We start from the raw sequence: 14264 nt of genomic DNA, 5'->3' as shown, positions 1-14264 counted from the left end.
TGGAGTAAATGGCATAAATGTAATTGAATTATTACTGTGTGAATAAAAGTACAAGAACATCTTATCAATTTTAGAGCAACTTCTATTTTTTTTTAACAAATTAGTTAACAAAATGCTTTATATTTGTTTTCCAAACAATGTTTGGTACTACTATGAGTAAAAAAACACTTATAAACTCAAAAGAGATTGATATTATTTTACATCGATTAGCGTGTCAGTTAATTGAAAACCATCATAATTTTGAGAACACGGTGCTTATTGGAATTCAACCAAGAGGTACTTTTTTAGCAGAACGCTTAGTCACAATTTTAGAAAACGACTATAATATTCCAAAAATAAAACACGGACAATTAGACATCACTTTTTATAGAGATGATTTTAGACGTCGTGATGCACCATTAGGAGCAAATAAAACACATATAGATTTTATTGTTGAAGAAAAAAATGTTGTTTTTATTGATGACGTACTTTTTTCAGGAAGAAGTATTAGAGCTGCTCTTACGGCAATTCAATCATTTGGAAGACCTGCAGACATTGAACTTTTGGTGTTAATTGACAGACGTTTTAGCCGTCACTTACCAATTCAACCAGATTATACTGGAAGACAGGTTGATGTGATTAACCAAGAAAGAGTTACTGTAAATTGGAAAGATAGAGATGGTGAAGACACCGTATATATTATAAATAATTAAGTATATGAATCAGTTAAGCGTACAACACCTTTTAGGCATAAAACATTTAAATAAAGCTGATATTGATTTAATTTTTGAAACAGCTGATCACTTTAAAGAAGTAATTAATCGCCCAATTAAAAAAGTTCCTTCTCTTCGTGATATAACTATTGCAAATATCTTTTTTGAAAATAGCACACGTACAAAACTTTCTTTTGAATTAGCTGAAAAACGATTATCGGCTGATGTTATAAATTTTTCTGCTAGTCAATCTTCAGTTAAGAAAGGAGAAACTTTAATTGATACAGCAAACAATATTCTATCAATGAAAGTTGATTTGATAGTAATGCGCCATCCAAATGTTGGAGCTTGTGATTTTTTATCAAAGCACGTTGATGCTAAAATTGTAAATGCCGGTGACGGAACGCACGAACACCCAACACAAGCTTTACTTGACTCCTACTCTATTAGAGAAAAATTAGGAAATGTAGCAGGTAAAAAAGTTGTTATTGTTGGTGATATTTTGCATTCTAGAGTAGCACTTTCAAATATTTACGCACTAAAATTACAAGGAGCTGAAGTAAAAGTTTGCGGACCAAAAACATTGATTCCAAAATATATTGAAAGTTTAGGTGTTGGAGTTGAATTTAACATTAAAAAAGCATTAGAATGGTGTGATGTTGCCAATGTTTTAAGAGTACAAAATGAACGTATGGCAGTTAATTATTTCCCATCTACAAGAGAATACGCACAACTATTTGGAATTAATAAACAACTATTAGACAGCTTAAACAAAGAAATTGTAATTATGCACCCTGGACCAATAAACAGGGGTGTTGAAATTACAAGTGATGTTGCCAATTCCAATCAATCTATTATATTAAATCAGGTTGAAAATGGAGTGGCTGTTAGAATGGCTGTTATATATTTATTAGCTGAACAAATTCAAAGAAAATAATTCATGAAAATCACTAGTACCGAAAAATACACGCTATTAACACCTGAACAAGAACCAATTAAAACTTTTTTAATTGAACTTGAAAAAGAATATTCAGGGTTGAAAAGTGCGCATTTAATTATTGATTTTTCTGAAAACATTAACACCACTGTTCAAGATTTATTGCTATTTTTGAAGATAAGTACAAACCACAGAGAAAATGGCACAAGTTTTGTGATTATTTGTAAAGGTATTGATATAGATGAAATACCTGATGAAATTAATGTTGTACCAACATTTGAAGAAGCCGTAGACATACTTGAAATGGATGCGATTGAACGAGATTTAGGATTTTAAAACGCAATTGCTTATTGATGAAAAAACTACTTTTGTTAATATTTTTATTTATTTCTGCTTTTAGTTTTGCTCAGCAAAATACTAGAGGTGCATTTCATATTAATAAAACTGCAACATCAGCTACTTTAACTACTATTACTGCTTCTCCAAATCCTTTTAATATAAACACCCGAATTACATTTAATTCTTCAAAAAATCAATTGATAGAATTTAGCGTAAAAAGCTTATTGGGAAAAACTGTTTATCACGAACAAGTGAATGCTAAAGAAGGATTTAACACCATTCCTTTTGAACGTAACAACATTACCAAAGGAATGTATATTTACACCTTACAATCTGAAGCTGAAATTGTTTCTAAAAGACTTGTTATTAAATGAGTTTAAAACTAACAGTTTTAGGCTGCCACTCAGCTACACCAAGAGTAAACGCAAACCCAACTTCACAATTTTTAGAAATAAAAAACCATCATTTTTTAATTGATTGTGGTGAAGGAACTCAAGTGCAATTAAGGCGATATAACGTTAAATTTTCAAAAATAAAACACATTTTTATTTCGCATTTACACGGAGATCACGTGTTTGGTTTGGTTGGACTTATTTCAACCTTTAGACTTTTAAACCGTGAAAGTGAATTACACGTTTATGGTCCAAAAGGCATTAAAGAAATGATAACATTACAACTTAAATTATCAAACTCTTGGACACATTATCCGTTATTGTTTCATGAATTAAGTTCTAAAGAACCTGAACTTATTTTTGAAGATGAAAAGGTAGAAGTTCATACAATTCCGCTTGACCATAGAGTTTACACCAATGGGTTTTTATTTAAAGAAAAACTAGGAGAACGTAAACTTAATATGAATGCTGTTTTTAACCATAAAGAAATTGAGATTTGTGATTATCAAAACTTGAAGAATGGAAGAGATTTTATACTAAAAAATGGCACTACAATAAAAAACAAGGAATTAACCTTAGATCCTTCACCTGTTAAAAGCTATGCCTTTTGCAGTGACACTTCATATTTCCCTGAAATAATTCCTCAAATAAAACAAGTTACCGCTTTATATCATGAAGCTACATTTTTAAACGACAAAGAGAATTTAGCTACTATAACAAAGCACTCTACCGCAAAACAGGCCGCAACAATTGCACAAAACGCAGAAGTAAAAAATTTAGTAATTGGGCATTTTAGTGGGCGTTATAAAAACAAAGAATTATTTTTAACCGAAGCCAAAAGTTTTTTTAAAAATACTATTCTTGCTGAAGAGGGGAAAACTTTTGTTTTTGAATAATAAAACAATTCTGAAATATTAAATCAAAAAAAAAGCTCACTTAAAAGTGAGCTTTTTTAATATTAAGAACTTTTATTTATTCTTTTAAGCTATCGTAAACTGCTTGCATTTCAGTTAACTCACTAGACATATCTAAATTCTCATACAAACCTACTAAAATTTGTACTACAGAAATATTTGATTTGTTTAATTCGTAAGCTTTTTCGTAATAAGGAAGTGACTCTTTATAAATTTCTTTTTGCTCATTTAAAAGTCTATCATACTTATCAAAATCGCTTAAGCTTTTATTCATTTCTTCTTGTAAAGGCTTCGTTTTATCTAAAATAGTTGCTCCAATATTGTTGTAAGCATCAGAATTATTTGGATCTAACTCAAGAACTTTATTGAAGTTTTTCATTGCTTCATCAATGTTGTTCTCATTTTTATACATAATACCAATATTTTGGTATAATGAAACGTTTGTTGGGTCAATTTGTACAGCTTCTTCTAATAACTCTTTAAATTTAACCTTGTTACCTTTTTTAAAGTAAATATTAGCCTCAGTAATTAATAATTGGAAATTCTTTGGAAACTCCTCTCTACCTTTAGCAATAACTTCTAATGCAGCATCGTAGTCTTCAATTGAAACATTGTTTTCTGCTAAAATATTATAAAAAATATTTCTTCTAGACTCTTTAGGCTCAACTCTTGGATTTGAAGCAACTTTCAATCTTACTTGTGCATCCATTGTTTTTTTGTCTGGGTATGTAATATCTTTTCCATCAATACCTGTTGCAATATACTCAGTTGTAATTCCTGTGTATCCAATATCTAATAATTCTTGAGAATATTTAATTGAATTTTCATAGTCTTTAGCCTTATTAAACAAAAATGCTGAATTGTCTAAAAACATAGTATCTTTTGGACTTAAGCTGTACACAGTATAAAACTTTTCAGCAGCTAATTTATAATCTGCATCTGCTTGATTTTCAACAGCTTTTTGGTAAGCTTCACTAGCTTCATTCACAGTTCCTTCAACTAATTTTTGAGATAAACCATTAATCTCTGAAGTATATTTAAGTTTGTTTGATTCTTTTTCAAACTCAACTACATCATTAAATGCTGCACTCACTTTCTTTAAATCTGCTTGTTTTGAACCACCTTGATACAAAGCCAACGCTTTTAAGTAGTAAAATTTAGCTTTTGTTTTTTGGTCTGCATTTTCAACCAAACCTTCTGCTTGATTGATAACGGTCATAGCTTTTGCATAATCTTTGGCATCAATAGCTTTACTAGCCATTTTAAGCTCATCTTTTTGACCGAATACTGTCATACTAATTAAAAAAGCAGACAGAATTAATAATTGTTTCTTCATTTTTGTTAAATTAATTTATTCTTGATTTGTATTTTCTTCGTTATTGTTTTCAATTTCCGTGCCATTGTCTATTTCTTCACCATCTAATTCATCTAATTCTTCATTTTCATGTGCAACCTTGGCTACGGCTGCAATAGAGTCATTATCTTTAATATTAATAAGCTTCACACCTTGCGTTGCTCTACCCATTACTCTTAAATCTGCTACTGCTAATCTAATGGTAATACCAGATTTATTGATAATCATTAAATCATCTTCATCAGTAACATTTTTAATAGCAACTAAACCTCCTGTTTTATCGGTAACATTAATAGTTTTAACACCTTTACCTCCACGGTTTGTAATTCTATAATCATCTAAACTAGAACGTTTTCCATATCCTTTTTCAGAAACAACTAACACATTACTTTCTGAATCGTCTACAGCAATCATTCCTACTACCTCATCATTTTCATGTGATAAAGTAATACCTCTTACACCAGAAGCATTTCTACCCATTGGTCTGGTTTTACTTTCTTCAAAACGAATAGATTTACCAGATTTTAATGCCATCATTACCTGACTGTTTCCAGAAGTTAATTTAGCTTCTAGTAATTCATCATCTTCTTTAATAGTAATTGCATTGATACCATTTGTTCTTGGACGAGAATATTGTTCTAAAGAAGTCTTTTTAACTTGTCCTTTTTTAGTAGCCATTATTACATAATGGTTATTTATATATTCTTCGTTTTTAAGATCTTCGGTAACTAAAAATGCTTTTACTTTATCATCTTGCTCAATGTTAATTAAGTTTTGAATAGCTCTACCTTTAGATGTTTTACCACCTTCTGGAATTTCATAAACACGCATCCAAAATACTTTACCTTTTTGCGTAAAGAATAACATATATTGGTGATTTGTACCTAGGAATAAATGTTCTAAGAAATCTTCATTTCTAGTAGCAACACCTTTTTGCCCTCGTCCACCTCTATTTTGAACTTTATACTCGTCTAAATTAGTACGCTTCACATAACCTGCATGAGAAATTGTTACCACTACTTTAGAATTAGGAATCATATCTTCAATAGATAAATCTCCTCCTGCATATTCAATTACAGATCTACGGTCATCTCCGTATTTATCTTTAATTACTATTAATTCTTCTTTAATAATATTAAAGCGTCTTGCTTCATTTGATAAAATATCTTTTAAATCTTCAATCAATTTAATAATAGCATCGTATTCAGCTCTTAACTTATCTTGCTCTAGACCTGTTAATTGGCGTAATCGCATTTCTACAATTGCTTTCGCTTGAATTTCAGACAATTCAAAACGTTCAATTAAACTTTCTCTTGCTTCATCAGCATTTGAAGAGCCTCTAATAATTTTAATTACTTCATCAATATTATCACTTGCAATAATTAAACCTTCTAAAATATGAGCTCTTGCTTCAGCTTTTTTAAGTTCAAATTCAGTTCTTCTAACTACAACTTCATGTCTGTGTTCAACAAAATAATGAATTAACTCTTTTAAATTTAATTGCTGTGGACGCCCATTAACTAAGGCAATATTGTTTACACTAAAAGAAGTTTGAAGCGCTGTATATTTAAATAGTTTATTTAATACAATGTTTGGAATTGCATCTCTTTTTAAAACATACACAATACGCATTCCATTTCTATCCGATTCATCACGAATATTAGAAATACCTTCTAGTTTTTTCTCATTTACTAAATCAGCAGTTTTCTTAATCATGTCTGCTTTGTTTACCTGATAAGGAATCTCGGTAACAATAATACATTCACGACCTTTAACTTCTTCAATAGTTGCTTTTGCACGCATTACAATTCTACCTCTACCAGTCTCAAAGGCATCTTTTACACCTTCGTACCCGTAAATAATTCCACCGGTAGGAAAATCAGGAGCTTTAATGTGCTGCATTAATTCAGAAATTTCAATATCTCTGTTATCAATATAAGCTAATGTTCCATTAATTACCTCTGTTAAATTATGAGGAGCCATATTTGTAGCCATACCAACTGCAATACCTGAAGCTCCGTTCACTAACAAGTTAGGTATTCTTGTAGGTAAAACCGTAGGTTCATTTAATGTATCATCAAAGTTTAATCTATGGTCTACCGTATCTTTTTCAATATCAGAAAGCATTTCTTCTGATATTTTTTGCATTCTAACCTCGGTATAACGCATTGCTGCCGGACTATCACCATCAACAGAACCAAAATTCCCTTGACCATCAACCATCATATAACGAACACTCCATTCTTGAGCCATACGAACCATAGAGTCGTAAACAGATGTATCACCATGCGGGTGATACTTTCCTAAAACTTCCCCAACAACTCTTGCTGATTTCTTGTAAGAACCTGTAGCTTTAATTCCTAATTCGTGCATCCCAAATAAAACCCTTCTATGTACTGGTTTTAAACCGTCTCGTACATCAGGCAATGCTCTTGAAACTATTACTGACATTGAATAATCAATGTAAGCTGACTTCATTTCATCTTCAATATTAATAGGTATCAATTTTTCCCCGTCTGCCATATATTTTTAATTTATTTTAGTCTAGATTTTTAACAAAGCAATATACAACTTTTCACTTTTTTACAAGTTATTTACACTGATGTTTTTATAATATTTATCAACAACTTAATTACCCAACACTAAATAATAAAACACTGTAAATCAACAGGTTTAAAACCGACAAAATGACTCATTTCATAAAAAAAAGAAAAGTGGAACTGTTTTTGTGGAATAAAAAGAAAAAAATCAGTTAAATTTACCATATAAACACAAAAACTATGGACGATAATTTTTCACCAAAAGTTAAAGATGTAATAGCTTACAGTAAGGAAGAGGCCTTGCGTTTAGGCCATGATTTTATTGGCACTGAGCATTTAATGCTTGGACTATTGAGAAAGGGTGATGGAAAAGCTATTGAAATATTAAATTCATTAGATATCAATCTTGATCATTTACGAAAAAAGATAGAAAGCTTAAGCCCAATGAACCCTGCTTCAGTATTTACTACTGAAAAGAAAAGCTTACATTTAACAAGACAAGCAGAAAAAGCTTTAAAAACTACATTTTTAGAAGCAAAACTATATCAAAGTGAATCTGTAAATACGGCGCATTTATTATTATGTATTTTACGTAATGAAAATGACCCTACAACCAAATTACTTAACAATTTTGATGCTAGTTATGAAGATGTTAAAACTATTTTTAAAAATTTATACTTAAATGAAGAAATAGATTTACCTAAAGCTGAAAATAGCTCAGATGATACGTTTGACTCTCCAAAATCAAACCCATTTGAACAACCACAATCAGGAAACCCTACTCAAAAGAAGTCTAAAACACCGGTTCTAGATAACTTTGGACGTGATTTAACGCGTTTAGCCGAAGAAGGAAACTTAGACCCTGTTGTTGGTAGAGAAAAAGAAATAGAGCGCGTTTCTCAAATTTTAAGTAGACGTAAAAAGAACAACCCAATGTTAATTGGTGAACCTGGTGTAGGAAAATCTGCCATAGCTGAAGGCTTAGCCTTACGTATTAATCAACGTAAAGTGTCTCGAATTCTTTTCAATAAACGAATTGTTTCTTTAGATTTAGCTAGCCTAGTTGCTGGTACAAAATACCGTGGTCAATTTGAAGAACGCATGAAAGCATTGATGAATGAACTGGAGAAAAATGATGATATTATTTTATTTATAGATGAAATTCATACCATTGTTGGCGCCGGTGGAGCTACAGGTTCTTTAGACGCTTCAAACATGTTGAAACCAGCTTTGGCTCGTGGTGAAATTCAATGCATTGGAGCTACAACATTAGATGAGTTTAGAACAAATATTGAGAAAGATGGAGCTTTAGAGCGCAGATTTCAAAAAGTAATTGTAGAACCAACTTCTGTTGAAGAAACTATTCAAATTTTAGAAAACATAAAAGATAAATACGAAGATCACCATTTGGTAACTTATACTGATGATGCCTTAAAAGCCTGTGTGCAATTAACAAACAGGTATATGACTGATAGGTTTTTACCAGACAAAGCCATTGATGCTTTAGATGAATCTGGCTCACGTATTCACATTACAAATATTGTAGTACCTAAAGAAGTACTTCAATTAGAAGCCGAGTTAGAAAAAATAAAAGAAGATAAAACGGCAGCTGTTAATGGTCAAAAGTATGAAGAAGCTGCTCGATTAAGAGATGACGAAAAACGAGTTGAAAGCTTCCTAAAAACTGAACAAGCAAAATGGGAAGAAGCTTCAAAACTTAATCGTGAAATAGTAACTGAAGATAATGTAGCTGAAGTTGTATCTATGATGACAGGAATTCCTGTAAATAGAGTTGCTGAAGCTGAAAGCCATAGATTGCATGATTTACCAAATTTAATTAAAGGTAAAGTTATTGGTCAAAATGAAGCTGTTGCAAAAGTAGTAAAGGCAATTCAACGAAACAGAGTTGGTTTAAAAGATCCAAACAAACCAATTGGTTCGTTTATATTTTTAGGTCAAACTGGTGTTGGAAAAACCCAGCTTGCAAAAATTTTAGCCAACGAACTATTTGACAATGACGATGCTTTGATTAGAATTGACATGAGCGAGTATATGGAAAAATTTGCCGTTTCAAGATTAATTGGTGCGCCTCCAGGATATGTTGGTTATGAAGAAGGTGGACAATTAACTGAAAAAATAAGACGTAAACCATATGCTGTAGTTTTATTAGATGAAATTGAAAAAGCACATCCTGATGTATTCAATATGTTGTTACAAATTTTAGATGACGGACATATTACTGATAGCTTAGGAAGAAGAATTGATTTTAGAAATACAATTATTATAATGACGTCTAACATTGGTTCTCGTCAATTAAAAGATTTTGGTACAGGCGTAGGTTTTGGAACAACTTCTAAAAAAGCACAAGCTGATGCCAATGCAAAAAGTGTAATTGAAAACGCATTGAAAAAATCGTTTGCACCTGAATTTTTAAATAGAATTGATGATGTAATTGTATTTAACGCCTTAGAACGCGAGGATATTCATTCAATAATTGATATTGAGCTTAAAAAACTTATTACAAGAATTGAAGGTTTAGGTTACCAATTAACTTTAACCGATGAAGCAAAAGATTATATTGCCGATAAAGGTTTTGATAAGCAATACGGAGCCAGACCTTTAAAAAGAGCAATTCAAAAATATATTGAAGATGCTTTAGCTGAAGAAATTGTAAATTCTCAATTAGACGAAGGCGATTCAATTCATATGGATTTGGACAAAGAAAAAAGTGAACTTACCATAAAAATAAGCAAAGGGAAAAAAGAAATTGAATAATTTAAAAAAGGTTGAGAAATTCTCAACCTTTTTTTTTACCATAAAATCATATTATGAAAATCAAAACTTTAATTTCAATCATTTTAATTGTACTATTTTTTCAAAACATAAAAGCGCAAGAAGCACCACAAAGTGTTGAAGTAATAATGAAAAACGCACTTCAGCAAGCAAAAAAGCAAAATAAAAATGTATTTGTAATGTTCTCAGCTTCTTGGTGCACTTGGTGCAAACAAATGGATGCAAAAATGAAAACACCATCCATCAACAACTTATTTTTAGACAATTATATTATTGAACACTTTACGGTTTTTGAACAAAAAACAAAACAACATTTGGTAAATCCTGGTGCTGAGGAATTACTTGTTAAATACGGCGGAAAAAATCAAGGAATTCCATTCTATTTAATTTTTGATAATGAAGGAAATTTAATTGCCGACTCCAAAATGGTAAAAGACAAAGAAGTTTTGAAAGGTGAAGGCAACAACATAGGCTGCCCAGGAACTCCTTATGAAATAGATGCTTTTGCATATAAACTAAAAGAAACATCAAATTTAACTGATAAAGAATTGCTAGCAATTGCCGCAATATTTAAACAAAACTAATTTTTAGAAACCAATCCTATTAAAAACCCAATTCCGTAACCTGCAAACTGAATTAGCGTGGTTAGAACACTCACAAAAGCAACAAAAATATTTTTATTTTTCACTAATGAATCTAAAAATAATATCACAAAATAAACTGTAAAAAATCCAGCAAAAATTTGAACACCAAACAAAGAGCTTACCAAAGAAAACAGTAATAATATTATAAAAACTGAAGGAAACCAATAGGTAATTTTAGCTGTACCAGGATATTTTTTATTTAAAAATGGTCGGCCTTTTCCAAAAGCAAATGTTTGCTTAAAAAACTGTTGAAACGTTGCTCTTCTTTTATGATAAACAAACGCATTTTCAATAAACTGGGTTTCAAAATTATGTTTCCAAAGTCTAAAAGTTAAATCTATATCCTCTCCAATTTTCATTTTTGAAAACCCTTTGGTTGCTTCAAAAGCAACTTTTGAAATACCAAAATTAAAACTTCTTGGCTGAAATTTATCTACCGCTTTTTTATTTCCACGAATTCCGCCAGTGGTAAAAAAAGAAGTCATACTATAATTTATGGCTTTTTGAATAATTGTAAAAGAATCATGTGCTGCATCAGCACCACCAAAAGCATCAGTATAATTTGCATTCAATGCATTATCAACTTCCTTCAAATAATTTGAAGGTATTATGCAATCTGAATCAAAAACAATAAAATAATTACCTGAAGCTTTTTGCATACCAAAATTACGGCTTGCACCAGCTCCTGTATTTTTTTTTAAAAAATAATGAAGATTTAAAGCGTTCGCATACTTATTTACAATTTTATCAGCTTTTAAAGTAGAACCATCTTCAACTATAATAACCTCAAAGTTGTTTTTATAGGTTTGCTTTACCAAACTTTGCAACAACTCATCAATTTCAGTTGGTCTATTGTAAACAGGAATAACTATGGAAAATTGTAATTTCACTATTATCTAATTTTTCAAATTCAAATTTAGGTTATTTATTATTTCTAAAATGAAAAATCTATTTAAAAAATATTTTCAAACATATGCGCCATTTACCTAAAACAAACAGTCATTTTAATTATTTAATAAGTAACATTTCCTTAAATAAAAAACATAAAAAAAGCGATAACTTATAATTATCGCTTTTTATTATGTTAAGAAATATATACCTTCTAAGGTTATTCTTCTTTTCTTTCATTTTCAAAATTACTCATGAAGTTTTCCATAATAGGGTTGCTTACACCCATATTTGAAAAACCACCATCATGAAATAAATTTTGAAGTGTTACTTTTTTTGTTAAATCTGAAAATAAGCTAATCGTATAATCTGCACACTCTAAAGCTGTTGCGTTACCTAACGGAGACATTTTTTCAGCATAAGCAATAAACCCATCAAAACCTTTTACTCCATTACCAGCAGTTGTTGGCGTTGGTGATTGTGAAATTGTATTTACACGAACTTTATTTTGTTGTCCAAAGAAATATCCAAAGCTTCGCGCTACAGATTCTAAATAAGCTTTATTATCAGCCATATCATTATAATCAGGAAAAACACGTTGAGCTGCCATATAAGACAATGCCACAATACTTCCCCAATCATTCATTGCATTAGAATTGTACAATACATTCATTACTCTATGAAAAGACAAAGCTGAAATGTCAAATCCTTTATGTGTAAAATCATAATTAGAATCTGTATAATGTTTTCCTTTTCTTACATTCATAGACATTCCTATTGAATGTAATACAAAATCAATCTTTCCTCCTAATATTTCAACAGATTTATCTACTAAATTCTGAAGATCTTCCATAGATGTTGCATCTGCAGGAATTACTGTAGAATTTGTTTGTTCAGCTAACTTATTAATAGCACCCATTCTCATTGCTATTGGTGCATTTGTCAATACAAAAGTTGCTCCTTCTTCGTGGGCTCTTTCTGCAACTTTCCAAGCAATTGAGTTAGAGTCTAATGCTCCAAAAATGATACCTCTTTTTCCTTTTAATAAATTATACATAGTATAGATCGTTATTTATTTTATTTTATTTTGGTTGCAAATATAGTAAATTAATGTAACAACTCTTTTGCATGTTCAATTGCTGTAGAAGTAATATTTTTACCACCTAACATTTCAGCTATTTCAATAATTCGTTCATCGTTAGAAAGTGTTTTTAACTGGGTAACAATGTTATTTGAAATATCTTGTTTATACACTTTATAATGTTGTTGCCCTTTGGCCGCAATTTGAGGTAAATGCGTAATAGTAATTACTTGCATATTCATACTCATTTCTTGCATAATATCGGCCATTTTTTGAGAAACATCTCCAGATACACCAGTATCAATTTCATCAAAAATAATAGTTGGCAGCTTTAAATATGAAGACAGAATAGATTTTACAGCTAACATAATTCTAGACAATTCACCACCAGAAGCAACCTTTTTTAATTCTCCAAAATTAAGGCCTTTATTTGCCGAAATTAATAATTGCAACTCATCTTTTCCGTGTTGAAAATATGATGATGAATGTTGAATATCAAATTTAAAACGGGTATTTTCCATTCCTAAATTAGAAAGAATTTTTTCCAACTTTTTAATTAGAACAGGAATTACTTTTTGACGCTTATTAAATATGTTTTTTGCTAACACATCAATTTTAGTTGCAACATCCTGAACCTCATCTTCTTTCTCTTTTATAATTGTTGATGAGTTTTGAACAGCCGATACTTTTACAGATAGTTCTTCTTGCAATAGCAACAATTCTTCCACTGAATTAACAGTATGCTTTTTTTGCAAATTATAAATTAGTTGTAATCTATCATTTAACTTTTCTAATTCAAGCGGATCAAAATTTACATGTTCATTCGCATTTTCAATTTCATTTGTAATATCGTCAAATTCAATTTTCAAGCTTAAAACACGTTCGTACAATTCATTATAATCATTTGAAAAAGATGCAATTTTACTAACATTATTAGTTAAAGAGTTTAGCAAAGTTTGCACTCCAATTTCTTCATTTAAAGCTAAAGATTGCGCCTCAGATAAGTTTAATTTTATTTCTTCAATGTTATTTAACTTATCTAACATTTGTTCAATTTCTTCTTGCTCACCAACTTTTAAGTTTGCTGCATTTAGCTCTTCAAACAAATACAAATTATACTCATATTTCTCTTTTTCAGCTTCTTGATTTTGTTTAAGCGCTTTTAATTCTTTTACTAATTTATTGTATAATTTTAATCCTCTTTTATATGATTCTATTTTAGCAAAATTATTTGCCATTGCATCAATAATTTGAAACTGAAAGTTTGTATCAGACAGCTCAATGGTTTGATGCTGAGAATGTACATCTATTAATTTTTCGCTTAATTGATTTAACACCTGTAAAGTAGTAGGTGTATCGTTTATAAACGCTCTGGACTTACCGCTTGGTAAAATTTCACGACGAATAATTGTTTCTGCTTCAAAATCCAAATCGTTTTCTTCAAAAAAAGATTCTAAATTGTAATTTTCAACAGAAAATTGTCCTTCAATAATACATTTTTTAGACGTGTCTTTCAAAGTTGAAGACTCAGCTCTTTTACCCAAAACTAATCCAAGTGCACCTAATAATATAGATTTACCTGCACCTGTTTCACCAGTAATAATTGAAAGTTTATTTTTAAAACCAACAGCCAAACTATCTATTAAGGCGTAATTTTTTATGGAAAGGTTTGTTAGCATTTTTTAAAATA

At 30.3% G+C, this 14264-nt stretch carries 12 protein-coding genes; 7 read left to right on the top strand and 5 right to left on the bottom strand.

Annotation, left to right across the window (positions count from 1 at the left end):
- Window positions 1-152 precede the first annotated feature (152 nt).
- The 5 genes from pyrR to ACFQ5N_RS07310 are packed head-to-tail and all read left to right on the top strand — an operon-like array spanning window position 153 to window position 3256.
- Complete coding sequence (gene pyrR, locus ACFQ5N_RS07330) at window positions 153-692, top strand: bifunctional pyr operon transcriptional regulator/uracil phosphoribosyltransferase PyrR (RefSeq protein WP_386809030.1); 540 nt, start codon at window positions 153-155, stop codon at window positions 690-692.
- 4 nt (window positions 693-696) lie between these two features.
- On the top strand, window positions 697-1629 hold the full coding sequence (locus ACFQ5N_RS07325) for an aspartate carbamoyltransferase catalytic subunit (protein WP_386808835.1): 933 nt from the start codon (window positions 697-699) through the stop codon (window positions 1627-1629).
- Between the two features lie 3 nt (window positions 1630-1632).
- A complete protein-coding gene (locus ACFQ5N_RS07320) occupies window positions 1633-1965 on the top strand; it encodes a ribonuclease Z (RefSeq protein WP_386808834.1) in 333 nt (110 codons plus the stop codon).
- A gap of 17 nt (window positions 1966-1982) precedes the next feature.
- Window positions 1983-2342, top strand: a complete 360-nt coding sequence (locus ACFQ5N_RS07315; protein WP_386808833.1) for a T9SS type A sorting domain-containing protein — start codon at window positions 1983-1985, stop codon at window positions 2340-2342.
- Complete coding sequence (locus ACFQ5N_RS07310; protein WP_386808832.1) at window positions 2339-3256, top strand: ribonuclease Z; 918 nt, start codon at window positions 2339-2341, stop codon at window positions 3254-3256. The genes ACFQ5N_RS07315 and ACFQ5N_RS07310 overlap by 4 nt, the downstream gene beginning before the upstream one ends.
- Window positions 3257-3332: 76 nt before the next feature.
- Here the strand turns inward: ACFQ5N_RS07310 and ACFQ5N_RS07305 are convergent, their stop codons facing one another.
- Window positions 3333-4610: a tetratricopeptide repeat protein gene (locus ACFQ5N_RS07305; RefSeq protein WP_386808831.1), complete on the bottom strand. Its 1278-nt coding sequence runs from the start codon at window positions 4608-4610 to the stop codon at window positions 3333-3335.
- 15 nt (window positions 4611-4625) lie between these two features.
- Window positions 4626-7151, bottom strand: a complete 2526-nt coding sequence (gene gyrA, locus ACFQ5N_RS07300) for a DNA gyrase subunit A (protein ID WP_386808830.1) — start codon at window positions 7149-7151, stop codon at window positions 4626-4628.
- Window positions 7152-7408: 257 nt separating this feature from the next.
- On the opposite strand from gyrA, the gene ACFQ5N_RS07295 reads away from it, so the two are divergent.
- Entirely contained in the window at window positions 7409-9943 is a 2535-nt protein-coding gene (locus ACFQ5N_RS07295) for an ATP-dependent Clp protease ATP-binding subunit (protein WP_386808829.1), read from the top strand.
- A 53-nt stretch (window positions 9944-9996) separates the two neighbouring features.
- Entirely contained in the window at window positions 9997-10545 is a 549-nt protein-coding gene (locus ACFQ5N_RS07290; protein ID WP_386808828.1) for a thioredoxin family protein, read from the top strand.
- Here ACFQ5N_RS07290 and ACFQ5N_RS07285 read toward each other — a convergent pair.
- The 3 genes from ACFQ5N_RS07285 to recN form a co-directional block, all read right to left on the bottom strand.
- The gene (locus ACFQ5N_RS07285) at window positions 10542-11495 is read right to left on the bottom strand and encodes a glycosyltransferase (RefSeq protein ID WP_386808827.1); all 954 of its coding nucleotides are present in this window, start codon (window positions 11493-11495) and stop codon (window positions 10542-10544) included. The genes ACFQ5N_RS07290 and ACFQ5N_RS07285 overlap by 4 nt on opposite strands.
- Before the next feature lie 218 nt (window positions 11496-11713).
- Complete coding sequence (locus tag ACFQ5N_RS07280; RefSeq protein WP_386808826.1) at window positions 11714-12550, bottom strand: enoyl-ACP reductase FabI; 837 nt, start codon at window positions 12548-12550, stop codon at window positions 11714-11716.
- A 50-nt stretch (window positions 12551-12600) separates the two neighbouring features.
- On the bottom strand, window positions 12601-14253 hold the full coding sequence (recN, locus tag ACFQ5N_RS07275; protein ID WP_386808825.1) for a DNA repair protein RecN: 1653 nt from the start codon (window positions 14251-14253) through the stop codon (window positions 12601-12603).
- Window positions 14254-14264: the final 11 nt, after the last annotated feature.

This window comes from Lutibacter holmesii, from assembly GCF_042679665.1.
Lineage (GTDB): Bacteria > Bacteroidota > Bacteroidia > Flavobacteriales > Flavobacteriaceae > Lutibacter > Lutibacter holmesii.
This window is presented reverse-complemented; position numbering and strand designations above follow the sequence as displayed.